Genomic DNA, 16753 nt, shown 5'->3' with positions numbered 1-16753 from the left:
AATTGACGTTTCACGTTGTTTGTTTCGTTTAGTTTTCAAAGTTCAACATCGCGTTTCAGCGACTTTCATAATATATCATAGTATATTATTTTCGTCAACAAGTTTTTTAAGATAATTTGTATCTCTCATTTGCTGACTCTGCCTATTATATAGAGTTTTCCATTGCTATGCAAGTATTATTATAAAAAAATAAGAGGAGGAAAAATCCCCCTCTTATTCTTCAGAAGAAACCTCTTCATTAGATTCCTCTTCTTCATCTTTCTGTGCTTTTGCTACCGTCGCTACCTCTTGCTCATCCTCTAATCGAATTAGACGAACACCTTGTGTATTACGTCCCATTTGAGAGATTTGATCAACTGGCATACGAATAATAACACCTGCTGCCGTAATTAACATGATATCTTCTTCACCTGTTACAGATTTAACAGCTACTAATTTACCGTTTTTATCTGTAATATTACAAGTCTTCAGACCTTTACCACCACGGCTTTGTAGACGGTATTCATCAATAGGTGTACGTTTTCCATAACCATTTTTCGTTACGATTAGAACATTTACATCCTCTTCGACAATTTCCATGCCTACAACTTGATCTTCATCACCTAATGTAATTGCTTTTACACCAGCCGCATTACGTCCCATAGAACGCACATCTTGCTCGTTAAAGCGAATTAACATACCATTGCTTGTTCCTACAATAATATCCTTATCACCAGATGTTAAACGTACAGATATTACTTCATCCTCTTCACGAAGAGAGATGGCGATTAAACCATTCGTACGTATATTTGCAAATGATGAAAGTGGCGTTCTCTTAGAAATACCTTGTTTTGTTGTGAAGAATAAGAATTCATCATCACCAAATTCACGAATTGGAATAATGGCGTTAATCCATTCACCCTTATCTACACCTAATAAGTTAATAATAGGTATACCTTTTGCTGTACGACTATACTCTGGGATTTCATATCCTTTCGTACGGTATACTTTCCCTTTATTAGTAAAGAATAAAATGTGATCATGCGTAGAAGTAGTTAATAAATGCTCTACGAAATCATCATCATTTGTTCCCATTCCTTGCACACCACGTCCACCACGGTTCTGTGTTTTGTACGTAGAAGCCGGTAACCTCTTAATATAACCATTATGAGTTAACGTAATAGCGATGTTTTGTTCTGGAATCAAATCTTCATCTTCAATAAATTCCATGCCACCAATTGTAATTTCCGTTCGTCTCTTATCATTGAAGCGTTCTTTTACTTCCGTTAATTCTTCACGAATAATCTCAAGAACTTTCTCTTCATCTGCTAAGATTGCTTTTAATTCAGCGATTAACTTCATTAAGTCTTGATATTCTTGCTCAATTTTTTCACGTTCTAATCCTGTTAAACGTTGCAGACGCATATCTAAAATTGCTTGTGCTTGTTTCTCACTTAAACCGAAACGTTCCATTAAGCCTTGTTTTGCAATATCTGCTGTTTTCGAACTACGAATTAACGTAATAACTTCATCTAGATGATCTAGAGCAATTCGTAATCCTTCTAAAATATGAGCACGCGCCTCTGCTTTTTCTAATTCATAAGCAGTACGTCGACGAATTACTACCTTCTGATGCTCCAAGTAATGATATAAATTTTGTTTTAAATTCAGTACTTGTGGCTCTCCATTTACAAGAGACAACATATTAATACCGAAACTTGTTTGAAGTGCTGTATGTTTATATAGATTATTTAATAGTACATTGGCATTGGCATCACGGCGTACTTCCATAACAATACGCATACCGTTTCGATCTGACTCATCACGTAAATCCGTAATACCTTCAATTTTCTTATCACGAACTAATTCTGCAATTTTTTCAATTAATCGCGCCTTATTAACTTGATAAGGTAGTTCAGTTACGAGAATAGATTGTTTACCATTTGACTTCTCTTCAATTTCAACTTTAGCTCGAAGCATAATAGAGCCTCTACCTGTTTCATACGCTCTTCGAATCCCACTTCGTCCCAAAATTAAACCTGCTGTTGGAAAATCTGGTCCTGGAATAAACTCCATTAATTCCGCAATCGTAATGTCGGGATTATGGCTTAGTGCCAATACACCATCAATTACTTCACCAAGTTGATGCGGTGGAATATTCGTTGCCATACCTACCGCAATACCCGTCGTACCATTCACTAATAAATTAGGGAAACGCGCTGGCAATACAATTGGCTCTCTTTCAGAACCATCATAGTTATCTTGATAATCAATCGTATTTTTTGAAATATCACGTATTAATTCCATAGAAATCTTAGACATTCTTGCTTCTGTATAACGCATCGCTGCTGCTGAATCACCATCAACAGAACCAAAGTTACCATGCCCATCAACAAGCATATAACGTTGACTAAAATCTTGCGCCATACGTACCATCGTCTCGTAAACAGCTGAATCACCGTGAGGGTGATACTTACCGATTACTTCACCGACAATACGCGCTGATTTTTTATACGCTTTATCAGCTGTAATTCCTAAATCATTCATCGCATATAAAACCCTACGATGCACAGGTTTTAATCCATCACGAACATCTGGTAATGCACGAGATACGATAACACTCATTGCGTAATCTAAAAACGAGGTACGCATTTCATGACTAATATTAATTTCTCGAATTCGTGCTTGTTGTTGATTGTCTGACATCAACCAGCACCTCCTCTTACATTTCCGTTACACATACATTGATTTATATGTAGAAGACAGGAATACTTAGATTCCTGTCATTACCCATTTAAATATCAAGGTTTTTCACGTATTTTGCATTTTCTTGGATAAAGTTACGACGTGGCTCTACTTTATCTCCCATCAAAATTTCAAATGTTTCATCCGCTTCAATTGCATCTTGAAGTGAAACTTGAAGTAATGAACGTACTTCTGGGTCCATTGTCGTCTCCCATAACTGAGTTGGATTCATTTCCCCTAGACCTTTATAACGCTGAATCCCCGGCTTAGGTTGGGCTGGTAATTCAGCTAAGATTTTTTCAAGTTCCTTATCATTGTAAGCATATTGAATTTTCTTACCTTGTTGTACTTTAAACAAAGGTGGCTGTGCAATATATATATAACCGCACTCAATTATTTGACGCATATAGCGATAGAAGAACGTTAATAATAGGGTACGAATATGCGCACCATCAACATCGGCATCCGTCATAATAATAACTTTATGATAGCGTGCTTTTTCAATAGCGAAGTCTCCGCCGATATTTGTACCAATCGCCGTAATAATTGTACGAACTTCATCATTTGATAAAATCTTATCTAAGCGTGCCTTTTCAACATTAATAATTTTACCCTTCAGCGGTAAAATTGCTTGGAAATGACGATCACGTCCTTGTTTTGCAGACCCACCCGCAGAGTCACCCTCTACGATATAGATTTCACTAATTGCTGGATCTTTAGAAGAACAGTCTGCCAATTTCCCTGGTAAACTTGAAACTTCTAAAGCACTCTTTCGGCGAGTTAACTCACGAGCCTTTTTAGCTGCTACACGCGCACGCGCTGCCATCGTCCCTTTATCTATAATCTTACGTGCAACATTCGGATTTTCCAGTAAGAACTTTTCAAATGCCTCTGAGAATACTGACTCTGTAATTGTTCTTGCTTCACTATTTCCAAGTTTCGTCTTCGTTTGTCCTTCGAATTGTGGATTTGGATGTTTAATTGACACAATCGCTGTTAAACCTTCACGAACATCTTCACCAGTTAAATTACTATCCGCATCTTTTAAAATATTATTTTTACGACCATAATCGTTGATCACACGAGTTAAGGCTGTTTTAAATCCTACCTCATGTGTACCACCTTCATACGTATGAATATTATTTGTAAATGAGTAAATATGATTTGTGTATCCTTCGTTATATTGAAGCGCAACTTCAACCTGAATACCATCTTTTGAACCCTCTACATATACAGGTTCTTCATGAATTGGCTGTTTTGAACGATTTAAATGTTCAACATATGATTTAATTCCACCTTCATAATGGAATTCTTTCTTCTGTTTATGTTCACGTTTATCTTCAATTGTTAATTTAATATTACGATTTAAAAATGCTAATTCGCGCATACGAGTTGCTAACGTATCAAATTCGTATACTATTGTTTCCTGAAAAATTTCTGGATCTGGTTTAAATCGAGTTATCGTCCCTGTTTGATCTGTGTCACCAATGACTTTTAAATCCGCAACCGGGATACCTCTTTCGTATTTTTGATAATGGATTTTGCCTTCACGATGTACAAATACCTCTAGTTCTGTTGATAGAGCATTTACTACAGATGCCCCAACACCATGCAAACCACCAGAAACTTTATAACCGCCACCGCCAAACTTACCACCAGCATGAAGAACGGTCATTATAACTTCTACAGCAGGACGTCCCATTTTTTCTTGTATACCAACTGGAATACCACGTCCATTATCCGTTACAAGAATACTATTATCTTCTTCGATACTAACGTTAATTTCATCACAATACCCTGCAAGTGCTTCATCAATACTATTATCGACGATTTCCCACACAAGATGGTGAAGTCCTTTTCCACTTGTAGATCCAATATACATCCCAGGGCGTTTTCGAACCGCTTCTAATCCTTCAAGTACCTGTATCTGACTTTCATCATATGAGTTTTCTTCCATTTGCTTTTGTTCCATTGACACAAAGATCACCTACTTTTCCATTTAAATAGGGATTACGCCCTATCTATTTCACAATCTACCGTGCCGTTCGTTACATGAATTGTTTTCGCTTCTTTTAATGTTTCGTGTTCAATTCCGTCGACACTCGTCGTTGTCACAAATGTTTGCACTTTTCCTTGAATTGTATTTAACAGATGCGATTGACGATAATCATCTAATTCTGATAATACATCATCCAATAAAAGAATCGGATATTCCTTAACTTCTGAGTAAATCAATTCAATTTCAGCTAATTTTAGGGACAGTGCGGTCGTTCGTTGTTGTCCTTGCGAACCAAAGACTTGAACATTTTTACTATTAACGAAGAATTGTAAATCATCACGATGAGGACCAATTAAAGTCGTACCACGGAAAATCTCACGTTGTTTCACAGATTGAAAATTTTCATAGTATACTTCTTTTATTTTCGACAAATCCATTGATTCTGATACATCTACACTTGGTTTATAGACAATTTCTAATTCTTCTAATCCGCGGCTTATACCGCGATGAATTGGAGCTGCCCATTCTTGTAGTAAATGCAAAAACTCAAACCGTTTTTGCAATATTTTTGCACCATGCTCAATAAGTTGAAGTGTAAATACATCCAACATCGTTTCCTCATTCTTACTATTCCCTTGCATCTTTTTCAGCAAGTGATTTCGTTGCGTGAGCACCTTTTGATATTGACTCAATTCATACAAATAGATTGGAGCTATTTGGCCTAATTCCATATCTAAAAAGCGTCTTCTTACTTGAGGGCTTCCTTTTACAAGATTTAAATCTTCTGGGGCAAACATGACAACATTCATCATGCCAATATATTGACTCAATTTTTGTTGTTCAAGTTGATTTAATTTTGCCTTTTTACCTTTTTTCGAAATATTTAATTCCAAAGACAAAGAACTATTTCTCTTTTGTAATTTCCCTTTAATTTGACCGAAGTCTTCATCCCAACGGATAAGCTCGCGATCATTAGAGGTTCTATGAGATTTCGCCATCGCTAAAACATAAATAGCTTCCATCAAATTCGTTTTCCCTTGTGCGTTTTCACCGATAATCACATTCACTTTATCTTCAAAGGAAAGCTCTAACTTTTCATAATTGCGATAGTTTTTTAATTGTATTTCTGAAATAAACAAAGGGCTCCCCCTTTATGCCTGAACTTGGAAACTTCCGCTTCCTGGAATTTCAATAATATCGTTCGCATATAATTTGCGACCTCTTCTATTTTCAAGTTCTTGATTCACGTACACTTCATATTCTTGTAAAAACCATTTTACAGCGCCACCTGTATCAATTACATCGGCTAACTTCAAAAATTGTCCTAGTGTAATATACTCTGTTGAAATTTTAATACGTTTCATAAAATCGCTCACTTTCTGAAAGTGTTCATTCTTTCATTGTACTAAATAAACTAACATTAGGAAAGTAATACCCAAAAATCAAATAAGGGCTACTAGTATCTGAAAACTAGCAACCCTTACTTCTTACTTAGTAAGTACGAACCGGTAAAATTAATTGAATAATGGACTCATCATTTACTGTACGAATTAAGAATGGTCTCATCGCACCAGTAAAGCTAATTTTAATTTCAGTACTATCTAAAGCTTTTAGTGCATCCATCATATATTTTGCACTAAAAGATATTTTTAACTCTTCCCCATCCATCTTTTCACATTGAACTTCTTCTACTACCTTCCCAATTTCTGGTGAATTCGAAGAAATTTCTAGCATTTCCTGTTCTAAAGTTGATAATTTTACAACATTATTACGACCATCCCTTGCTAATAAAGATGCACGATCAATCGCTTGTAAAAATTCTTTTGTATTTACAAAAATATCTGTTTTACTTTCGGCTGGAATTAAACGAGTTGTATCCGGATAATTACCTTCTAACAATCTTGAGAAGAATAATAAATGCTTTGTACGGAATAATACTTGATACTCCGTAATAACGATATCTACCATTTCTTCAGACTCATCTAGAATTTTGCTTAATTCATTTAAGCTTTTACCTGGAATAACAACATTTGCTTGAAATTCATCTGCGATTCCTTCGATTTTTGCTTTTCGAAGAGCTAACCTGTGACTATCTGTAGCAATGCAAGTTAATTCGCTGTTATATACTTTCCAGTTTACACCTGTCAAGATTGGTCTTGTTTCAGAAGTGGAAACTGCAAATACAGTTTGTCTGATCATATGTTTCAGTAAATCTGTTGGGATCTTAAAAACATGATGTTCTTCAATTTGTGGTAACAATGGATATTCAGCAGAATCTAAACCATTTAAATTAAACTCTGATTTTCCAGAAATTATTTTTGTCATAAAATGATTTTCCACAGAAATTTCGACAGTCTCTTTAGGTAATTTTTTTACAATCTCACTAAAATATTTTGCTTGTAAAATAATACTTCCTGATTGTGCTACTTCTACGATTTCTTTTCCATTGTCTTCAACTGGGATAAAAGATTCAATAGAAATATCAGCATCGCTTCCTGTTAACGTAACTCCTTCTTCCGTAGCGACAACTTTAATTCCTGTAAGGATCGGAATTGTTGTACGAGAAGAAACAGCCTTCATTACATCTTGTACACTTCTTACAAGATAGTCTTTTTGTATTGTAAAACGCATAAAGAAAAACCTCCGGTAAGTATAATATTTTATTTAATTAATAAAGATAAAAAATAGTAGTAATAGTAATAGGGCCTGTGGATATGTGGATAACCCCGTTGAAGGATGTAAAAACAGTCTATCTACATGTGGATAGACTGTGCGTAAAACAAGGGAAGTTATTCACACTATTCAGCTACTACTTTAAAATATCGTTAATTTCTTCAACTTGTTTTTGTAATTGCGTATCCGTTTTAAGCAGCTTAGAAATTTTTTCATGAGCATGGATAACTGTTGTATGATCACGTCCACCAAATTCTTCACCGATTTTAGGTAAGGAGTAATCTGTAAGTTCGCGTGATAAATACATTGCAATTTGGCGAGGGAAGGCAACTGATTTTGTTCGCTTTTTCGCCTTGAAATCTTCCAGTTTTATTTGATAAACATCCCCGACAGCCTTTTGAATATCATAAATGGAGATAATTTTTGGTTTAGAATTTGGAATAATATTTTTAAGTGCTTCAGCTGCTAAATCAGCATTAATATCTTTGTTAATTAAAGATGAATAAGCTACAACTCGGATAAGTGCACCTTCTAGTTCACGAATGTTTGAATCAATTTGATTTGCAATATAAAGCATAACCTCATTTGGTATATCGAGTCCTTCAGCCTTTGCTTTTTTACGTAAAATTGCAATTCGTGTTTCTAAATCTGGTGGCGTAATATCCGTAATGAGTCCCCATTCAAAGCGAGAACGAAGACGATCTTCTAAAGTTGGAATTTCTTTTGGTGGCCGATCACTTGAAATTACAATTTGTTTACTTTCTTCGTGTAATGCATTGAATGTATGGAAAAACTCTTCTTGAGTTTGTTCTTTTCCTGCTAGAAATTGAATATCATCTATCAATAAAACATCTACATTACGGTATTTATTACGAAAATCGACCGCTTTATTATCACGAATAGAATTAATGAATTCATTTGTAAATTTTTCTGATGATAAATATACAACCTTTGCGTTTGGGTTATGTTCAATTACATAATGACCAATTGCATGCATTAAATGGGTCTTTCCGAGTCCAACTCCCCCGTAAATAAAGAGGGGATTATATGCTTTAGCTGGCGCTTCGGCTACGGCCAATGAAGCAGCGTGAGCAAAACGGTTACCAGAGCCAATAACAAATGTATCAAACGTATATTTTGGATTTAGCATACTCTGTGGTAAATGATTAGAATCATCTTGTGCTGAATTTGGTTTAGAAGGAGGAAGATCAATCTCCTCTTCAGCTTGACTTTGGGGAATAATAAAGCGAATAGCTAATTTTGCCCCCGTTAAATCATAAAGTGTTTCCGAAATTAGCTCTGAATAATGAGATTCTAACCAATCACGAGCGAATTCATTTGGAGCTGTAATTGTTAACACGTCTTTCTTTAAATTATGTGCGGTTGTTGATTTTAACCATGTTTCATAACTTGGTTTACTGACCTTTTTTTCTAGTTCTTTTAAGGCGCTGTTCCATAAATCAGAGATGTTTTCCAAAGGTGTCCCTCCTTTACTAAGATGGTAAAAGAATAAGGTTGCGCAACAAATGTACAACCTAAATAAATATAAAATGTATATTTATACGAAACGTATTTTAAAACCTAAAAACGTCGTTTGTATATGAGATAGGGTTTTCGACAAAAAAAGCAAATGTGGATAAGCATTTACCCACATGTGATTAAAACTGTCCACATGTTATGCACAAATTGTGGATAAGATGAAGGTGTGGAAAACTTATTCAAAGTGAAAACACAACTATAATATCAAAAAAAAGTAGCTATAGCAATGAATTTAAGAAAGTTATCCACAAAATCAATACCTTGTGGAATAAACTTGTCCACAACACGATATACTGTGTAAAAGTACGAAAAGGGTTTGTGGATATAAAAACCGAGAAAAAACATTTATCCACAAGGAAATATAGGGTCTGTGAAAAAGTATGTGAATAGGTTCAAAATGAATATTTGATGAAAATTTCGAGAACCATTGACATTTTCCTAGTTGATTAACTATAATTTATAGGACTGTCTTTAACAGATATTCCTCAGGGAGGTGTCATATAATGAAAAGAACTTACCAACCAAATAAACGTAAGCGCAGCAAAGTACATGGTTTCCGCAGCCGTATGAGCACAGCGAACGGACGTAAAGTGCTAGCAGCTCGTCGTCGTAAAGGAAGAAAAGTATTATCTGCGTAGACCACTGATCGTTCAGTGGTCTTTTTTTCTAATAATAGTGAATTTCCACTGATGAACTACAGGAGTGTCAATTGATATGAAGAAAAAATATCGTATAAAAAAGAATGATGAATTCCAGACGGTTTTTCAAAAAGGAAAATCGAATGCTAACCGTCAGCTTGTTGTCTATCAACTAGATAAGGGAGAGCAGCCAAACTTTCGTATTGGCCTTTCTGTCAGCAAGAAAATAGGAAATGCAGTAGTGCGTAACCGAATTAAACGTATGATTCGCCAGTCGATCACAGAATTAAAAGATGAGATAGATTCTGGAAAAGATTTTGTTATAATAGCAAGGAAGCCTTGTGCAGAGATGACATATGAAGAATTAAAGAAAAGCTTAATTCATGTCTTTAAACGCTCTGGTATGAAAAGAATAAAAAAGTAGCGTAAGGAAATGAATTACACTATATACATACCGAAACAAGGAGGAGCAGGCTTTGAAAAAGAAAATAGGTTTACTAGCCATGGTTATTGCATTAATGGCAATTGCTGCTGGCTGTAGTGAAGTGAAACAGCCGATTACACCGAAAAGTACTGGAATTTGGAATGAATATTTCGTATATCCGCTTTCTCAGTTAATTACGTATTTTGCCAACTTATTTGGTAGTAATTACGGTTTAGCAATCGTTGTTACAACTCTTATCATTCGTTTTGCATTATTACCATTAATGATTAAACAAACGAAGAGTACGAAAGCAATGCAAGCGTTACAACCAGAAATGGTGAAGTTAAAAGAGAAATATAGTTCTAAAGATCAAGCAACACAGCAAAAACTACAACAAGAAATGATGCAGTTATATCAAAAAAATGGTGTAAACCCATTAGCAGGGTGTTTACCGATATTTGTTCAGATGCCTATTTTATTTGCGTTTTACCATGCGATTATGAGAACGGCGGAAATTAGTAAGCATACATTTTTATGGTTCGACTTAGGGCAGGCAGATCCGTACTATATCTTACCGGTTGTCGCGGCAATTACGACATTTATTCAGCAAAAGCTTGCAATGGCAGGAACAGCTGGTCAAAATCCGCAAATGGCAATGATGATTTGGCTTATGCCAATTATGATTTTAGTCTTTGCAATTAACTTCCCAGCTGCATTATCACTTTACTGGGTTGTTGGTAATATCTTTGGTATCGCTCAAATGTACTTGATCAAGGGGCCAGAAATTAAGGCTAGTAAGGCAGAAGGATCAAGCAAGTGAGTGTAATTACTGCTAAAGGACAAACAGTCGAGCTGGCAGTACAAGATGCTTTAAGGCAACTAAATGTTCTAAAAGACCGAGTAGATATAAATATTATCGATGAGGGTAAAAGAGGGTTCCTAGGTTTATTTGGGAACCGACCTGCAGTAGTAGAAGTTGTATTGAAGAAAAATCCGATTCAAGAATGTGAAGAATATTTAAAAAATATTATTCATGATATGGGTGTGGAAGCTGAGATTAGTAAAATTGTAAAAGGACGCGAAGTTGAATTTACAATTTCTGGCAAAAACATAGGTGTTTTGATTGGGAAAAGAGGAAACACCTTGAATTCTTTGCAGTATTTAACAAAACTTGTGGCGAATCGTAGTACGAAGCAGTATATTGGCATCACACTAGATGCTGAAAATTATCGTAGTAAAAGAAAAGCTACATTAGAAGCACTTTCTTATCGATTAGCAAAACAAGTAGTAAGTACGAAAAAAAGAGTTGTGTTGGAGCCTATGCCATCTTTTGAACGAAAGATTATCCACCAAGCATTATCTAATCATCAAAATATCATTACAACTTCTGAAGGAAAAGAACCACATCGACATGTTGTAATATCTTCCAAGTGACCGGTTACTCAATTGAGTGCCGGTTTTTTTGAGGGGAAAATAGGTGTGGGTAACTAAAAAACACTAAACTTATCCACTGTGAATAAGTTTAGTGTTTTTTACATGAGGACATAATAAAATGAGTTATTATTCTTTTGTAGATAGGTTCGTTATGGTATTCTAATAATTTAGTGAAGAAAATAATCATGTTGAAATAGAGATAAATAAGCAAGTGAGGTGAAAGGACATGGAATTTGATACAATTGCCGCGATTTCCACAGCGCTTGGAGAGGGTGCAATTGCCATTGTTCGAGTAAGTGGAGATGATGCGGTTGAAAAAGTTAATCGTATTTTTAAAGGGAAGGATTTAACAGAAGTTCCTTCTCACACAATTCATTATGGTCATATTGTGGATTTAGATACAAATCAGGTTATTGAAGAAGTGATGGTATCTATTCTGCGTGCACCAAGGACTTTTACACGTGAAAATATAGTGGAAATTAACTGTCACGGCGGACTTGTTTCGGTAAATAAAGTATTGCAGCTTATTTTAGCGCAAGGAGTACGATTAGCAGAGCCTGGTGAATTTACAAAACGTGCTTTTTTAAATGGCCGTATTGATTTATCACAAGCAGAAGCTGTTATGGATTTAATCCGTGCAAAAACAGATCGTGCAATGAACGTAGCGATTAATCAAATGGAAGGACGATTATCTAAATTAATCGGCCGTCTGCGCCAGGACATATTAGAAACGTTGGCTCATGTTGAGGTAAACATAGATTACCCGGAATATGATGATGTGGAAGAAATGACACATAATATTTTAATTGAGAAAGCTACACATGTTCGCACGGAAATTGCAAAAATATTAGAAACATCGAAGCAAGGAAAGATTTTACGTGAAGGTATTGCTACTGCAATCATCGGTAGACCTAACGTTGGGAAGTCATCGCTATTAAATAGTCTTGTTCAGGAGAAAAAGGCAATTGTAACTGATATTGCAGGAACAACTCGTGATGTTATTGAAGAATACGTTAATGTGCGTGGTGTACCACTTAAACTTATAGATACAGCCGGGATTCGTGAAACAGAAGATGTTGTTGAACGAATTGGTGTAGAGCGTTCAAAAGAAATGATGAGCCAAGCTGATTTAGTGTTAGTTGTCGTTAATTATAGCGAGGCTTTAACGCATGAGGATGAAGATCTATTCCGTGCCGTACAAGGAAAAGATTTCATTGTTATTGTAAATAAGACAGATTTATCGCAAGTAATCGATATGGAACGTGTTATAGAATTGGCAGCGGGAAATCGTATTATTACAACATCGTTAATTGAGGAACAAGGAATAGATGAGCTTGAAAAGGCAATAGCTGATTTATTCTTTGAAGGAACAATTGATTCTGCAGATGTGACATATGTTTCTAACGCGAGACATATTGGATTATTAACACAAGCAGGAAAAACAATTGGAGATGCAATTGAGGCAATAGAAAATGGTGTTCCAATTGATATGGTGCAAATTGATTTAACAAGAACGTGGGAAATACTTGGTGAAATCACTGGTGATACCGTCCATGAAAGCCTAATTGACCAGTTGTTCTCTCAATTTTGTTTAGGAAAATAATATAGCGATGTTTGAGAAAGATAGAGATTTTTAGGAGGAATAAACAATGGGATACAATGCCGGTTCATACGATGTCATAGTAATCGGTGCAGGTCATGCAGGATGTGAAGCTGGTCTTGCGGCAGCACGAATGGGCTCCAAAACATTAATGTTAACAATTAATTTAGATATGGTGGCGTTTATGCCATGTAACCCTTCTGTTGGTGGACCAGCAAAAGGGATTGTTGTTCGGGAAATTGATGCATTAGGCGGAGAAATGGGACGCAACATCGATAAAACATATATTCAAATGCGTATGTTAAATACAGGTAAAGGACCAGCTGTACGCGCACTTCGCGCACAAGCAGATAAGTTTTCTTACCAGCATGAATTAAAGAAAACAATTGAAGAAACACCAAATTTAACGTTGTTCCAAGGAATGGTTGAGCGTTTAATCGTTGAAGATGGCGAATGTAAAGGGGTAGTTACGCAAGCTGGTGCTGAATATACAGCCAAAACAGTTGTAATTACGACTGGAACATTTTTACGCGGTGAGATTATTATGGGAGATTTAAAATATTCGAGCGGTCCGAATAATCAACAACCATCTATTACTTTATCCGAGCATTTAGAGGAGCTTGGATTTGATCTTGTTAGATTTAAAACAGGTACACCTCCGCGTGTAAATAGTAATACGATTGATTACAGTAAAACAGAAATTCAGCCAGGTGATGACAAACCACGAGCTTTCTCTTTTGAAACGACAAAATTTATTATGGATCAAATTCCATGTTGGTTGACGTATACAAGTACGGAAACACATCGTTTAATAGATGAAAACCTACATCGCTCAGCTATGTATTCTGGTATGATTAAGGGAACAGGACCTAGATATTGTCCTTCAATTGAAGACAAAGTAGTAAGATTTAATGATAAACCACGTCATCAAATTTTCTTAGAGCCAGAAGGACGTAATACACAAGAAGTGTATGTACAAGGTTTATCCACAAGCTTACCAGAAGATGTGCAACGTGATATGCTTAGAACAATACCTGGCCTAGAAAATGTTGAAATGATGCGTACAGGTTATGCAATTGAATATGATGCAATTGTGCCAACACAACTATGGCCAACACTTGAAACGAAAAAAATTAAGAATTTATATACAGCAGGACAAATTAACGGAACTTCTGGTTACGAAGAGGCGGCAGGACAAGGGCTTATGGCTGGGATTAATGCAGCATGTCGTTCTTTAGGTAAAAAAGAAGTTATTTTAGGTCGCGCGGATGCTTATATCGGTGTCTTAATTGATGACCTTGTAACGAAAGGTACAAATGAACCATATCGCTTATTAACATCTCGTGCAGAATATCGCCTATTATTACGCCACGATAATGCTGATCTTCGTTTAACTGAAGTTGGTCGTGAAATTGGATTAATTAAAGAAGATCGCTATGAGCGATTTACAAATAAAAAATTAAAAATTGAACAGGAAAAGGAACGTTTAAGCAGCATTATTATTAAACCACGTCCTGAAGTTCAAGAATTAATCCGTAGTATTGGCGGAAGTGAATTGAAAGATGGAATACGTGCAAGTGACTTATTACGTCGTCCAGAGATGACATATGAGCATATTCATCTTTTAGTACCAAGCGAAGTAGAATTAAGTGATGAAATTACAGAACAAGTTGAAATTCAGATTAAGTACGAAGGATATATCGAAAAATCCTTACAGCAAGTAGAGCGTATGAAGAAAATGGAAAACAAAAAAATCCCTGTGGATATTGATTATGATGCGATTTCTAGCCTTGCCTCAGAAGCGAGACAGAAATTGAAAGATGTGCGTCCACTTTCAATGGGGCAGGCTTCACGTATTTCTGGCGTGAATCCAGCGGATGTTTCTATTTTACTTGTGTATATTGAACAAGGAAAAATTGCGCGAGTATCGAACCAATAAATAGTAAGGAGATATTGTTAGATGAAAATAGAACAATTTCAATCTATGCTAGAAGAGAAGGGTATCACCCTCTCTTCTAGACAGTTAGAGCAGTTCGAAATCTACTTTGAAACATTAGTAGAGTGGAATGAAAAAATGAACTTAACGGCTATTACGGAGAAAGAGGAAGTATATTTAAAACACTTTTTTGATTCCATTACAGCTGCTTTTTATTATGATTTTTCAGAACCATTCTCAATTTGTGATGTTGGCGCAGGAGCTGGATTCCCAAGTATTCCTTTGAAAATCTGTTTCCCGCACTTAAAAGTAACAATTGTAGACTCATTGCAAAAACGTATTAACTTCTTAAATCATTTAGCACAAAAGTTGGAATTAGGTGACGTTGCGTTTTGTCACGATCGTGCGGAAACATTTGGGAAAAAAGAAGGTGTACGTGAATCATACGATATTGTAATGGCACGTGCAGTCGCGCGTCTTTCGGTATTGAGTGAGCTATGTTTACCACTTGTAAAAGTTGGGGGAACATTCATTGCAATGAAAGGTGCCGCAGCAAACGAAGAAATTGAAAATGGCAAGTATGCTTTAGAGGTGCTAGGTGGGAATTTAAAAGAAATGTCTACGTTCCAATTACCGTTTGAAGAAAGTGAACGTAATATTTTATTAATCGAGAAAAAGCGCAAGACACCAAAGAAATATCCACGCAAACCGGGAACACCCAATAAATTACCTATTGAAAAATAAATCTTATTAGACGTAAGATTAAATTATATAAATGAAAACGTAAATGTTTCATAGGAAACATTTTATGGAGAATAGTCAATAGGCCTAAAAGGTGGTGGAATATGTATGAAAAATACGTTTTCTCGTTTATTTGGCTTTGGAGATAAAGAGAGCGAATTCGAATTACAAGACGAAAGCCATGAAGAAATAGATAAAAAGGTATATGAAGAAATACAAGAAATTCCGATAGTAAATATTACCCCTAATCGTTATCAACCACGAACAGTTTTTGATGATGCACGAATTGAAGAGCTAGCACTAACGATTCGTACACATGGGCTGATTCAGCCGATTGTTGTGAGGCAATATGAGGATGACAAGTACGAGATTATCGCTGGAGAAAGGCGTTTCCGTGCGGCAACAAAGTTAGGGTGGGAAAAAGTTCCTGCAATTATAAAGAACTTAAATGATACAGAGACAGCTTCTGTAGCTTTAATTGAAAACTTGCAACGTGAGGAACTAACAGCAATCGAGGAAGCTGTGGCATATCAAAAGCTAATTGAGTTACATAATTTAACACAAGAAGCATTGGCACAACGACTTGGAAAAGGACAATCCACAATCGCAAATAAGTTGCGATTGTTAAAGTTGCCTGAAGAAATAAAACGTGCGTTATTAGAAAAAAGTATTACAGAACGTCATGCCCGCGCTCTCATTCCTTTAAAGAATGAGGAATTACAACTGAAGGTTTTACAGGAAATTGTGGAGAAACAACTGAATGTAAAGCAAACAGAGGAACGAATTGCGAAATTACTAGAGGAAGCCAAACCGAAGCGTAAGGCAAAGCAAAAAGCAGTAAGTCGAGATACGAGAATTGCCATGAATACAATTAGGCAGTCATTACAAATGGTTGCTGACAGTGGTTTAAATGTTAATTCTGCGGAAGAAGAATTTGATGAGTACTATCAAATTACAATTAAAATTCCGAAGAAAAAATAATAATGGCGTGTTAGAGACCTTATCCTACTGGATAGGTCTCTTTTACTATATTTTCTTGTTAGAT

At 35.8% G+C, this 16753-nt stretch carries 14 protein-coding genes; 8 read left to right on the top strand and 6 right to left on the bottom strand.

All coding sequences use genetic code 11. From position 1 onward, the window contains the following. Positions 1–213: 213 nt before the first annotated feature. The 6 genes from gyrA to dnaA form a co-directional block, all read right to left on the bottom strand. Positions 214–2685: a DNA gyrase subunit A gene (gyrA, locus tag CER22_RS27575; RefSeq protein WP_001282859.1), complete on the bottom strand. Its 2472-nt coding sequence runs from the start codon at positions 2683–2685 to the stop codon at positions 214–216. Positions 2686–2773: 88 nt separating this feature from the next. Beyond that, positions 2774–4696: a DNA topoisomerase (ATP-hydrolyzing) subunit B gene (gene gyrB, locus CER22_RS27570; protein ID WP_000435974.1), complete on the bottom strand. Its 1923-nt coding sequence runs from the start codon at positions 4694–4696 to the stop codon at positions 2774–2776. A 38-nt stretch (positions 4697–4734) separates the two neighbouring features. Next, a complete protein-coding gene (gene recF / locus CER22_RS27565) occupies positions 4735–5862 on the bottom strand; it encodes a DNA replication/repair protein RecF (RefSeq protein ID WP_000470742.1) in 1128 nt (375 codons plus the stop codon). Between the two features lie 12 nt (positions 5863–5874). Continuing rightward, positions 5875–6087, bottom strand: a complete 213-nt coding sequence (gene yaaA / locus CER22_RS27560) for a S4 domain-containing protein YaaA (RefSeq protein ID WP_000821366.1) — start codon at positions 6085–6087, stop codon at positions 5875–5877. Between the two features lie 127 nt (positions 6088–6214). After that, entirely contained in the window at positions 6215–7354 is a 1140-nt protein-coding gene (gene dnaN, locus CER22_RS27555) for a DNA polymerase III subunit beta (RefSeq protein WP_087981847.1), read from the bottom strand. Positions 7355–7532: 178 nt separating this feature from the next. Next, positions 7533–8873: a chromosomal replication initiator protein DnaA gene (gene dnaA / locus CER22_RS27550; RefSeq protein WP_000428027.1), complete on the bottom strand. Its 1341-nt coding sequence runs from the start codon at positions 8871–8873 to the stop codon at positions 7533–7535. 565 nt (positions 8874–9438) lie between these two features. On the opposite strand from dnaA, the gene rpmH reads away from it, so the two are divergent. The 8 genes from rpmH to noc all read left to right on the top strand — a co-directional run bounded on the left by rpmH (position 9439) and on the right by noc (position 16689). Then, a complete protein-coding gene (gene rpmH / locus CER22_RS27545) occupies positions 9439–9573 on the top strand; it encodes a 50S ribosomal protein L34 (protein ID WP_000831901.1) in 135 nt (44 codons plus the stop codon). A 76-nt stretch (positions 9574–9649) separates the two neighbouring features. Next, positions 9650–9997, top strand: coding sequence for a ribonuclease P protein component (gene rnpA / locus CER22_RS27540; RefSeq protein WP_000731505.1), 348 nt, complete (start codon positions 9650–9652; stop codon positions 9995–9997). Between the two features lie 52 nt (positions 9998–10049). Continuing rightward, positions 10050–10817, top strand: coding sequence for a YidC family membrane integrase SpoIIIJ (gene spoIIIJ, locus CER22_RS27535; protein WP_048542855.1), 768 nt, complete (start codon positions 10050–10052; stop codon positions 10815–10817). Further along, on the top strand, positions 10814–11431 hold the full coding sequence (gene jag, locus CER22_RS27530) for an RNA-binding cell elongation regulator Jag/EloR (protein WP_088610126.1): 618 nt from the start codon (positions 10814–10816) through the stop codon (positions 11429–11431). The genes spoIIIJ and jag overlap by 4 nt, the downstream gene beginning before the upstream one ends. A 226-nt stretch (positions 11432–11657) precedes the next feature. After that, a complete protein-coding gene (gene mnmE / locus CER22_RS27525; RefSeq protein WP_087981843.1) occupies positions 11658–13034 on the top strand; it encodes a tRNA uridine-5-carboxymethylaminomethyl(34) synthesis GTPase MnmE in 1377 nt (458 codons plus the stop codon). A 46-nt stretch (positions 13035–13080) separates the two neighbouring features. Next, positions 13081–14970, top strand: a complete 1890-nt coding sequence (gene mnmG / locus CER22_RS27520; protein ID WP_088610125.1) for a tRNA uridine-5-carboxymethylaminomethyl(34) synthesis enzyme MnmG — start codon at positions 13081–13083, stop codon at positions 14968–14970. A 21-nt stretch (positions 14971–14991) separates the two neighbouring features. After that, entirely contained in the window at positions 14992–15711 is a 720-nt protein-coding gene (gene rsmG, locus CER22_RS27515; protein WP_088065091.1) for a 16S rRNA (guanine(527)-N(7))-methyltransferase RsmG, read from the top strand. A 105-nt stretch (positions 15712–15816) separates the two neighbouring features. Continuing rightward, on the top strand, positions 15817–16689 hold the full coding sequence (noc, locus tag CER22_RS27510) for a nucleoid occlusion protein (RefSeq protein WP_000799025.1): 873 nt from the start codon (positions 15817–15819) through the stop codon (positions 16687–16689). Positions 16690–16753 lie beyond the last annotated feature (64 nt).

It is taken from the genome of Bacillus sp. K2I17, from assembly GCF_002209985.1.
Classification (GTDB): Bacteria; Bacillota; Bacilli; order Bacillales; family Bacillaceae_G; genus Bacillus_A; species Bacillus_A wiedmannii.
The sequence above is the reverse complement of the archived record's forward strand: the minus strand, read 5'-3'. Positions and strand labels throughout refer to the sequence as shown.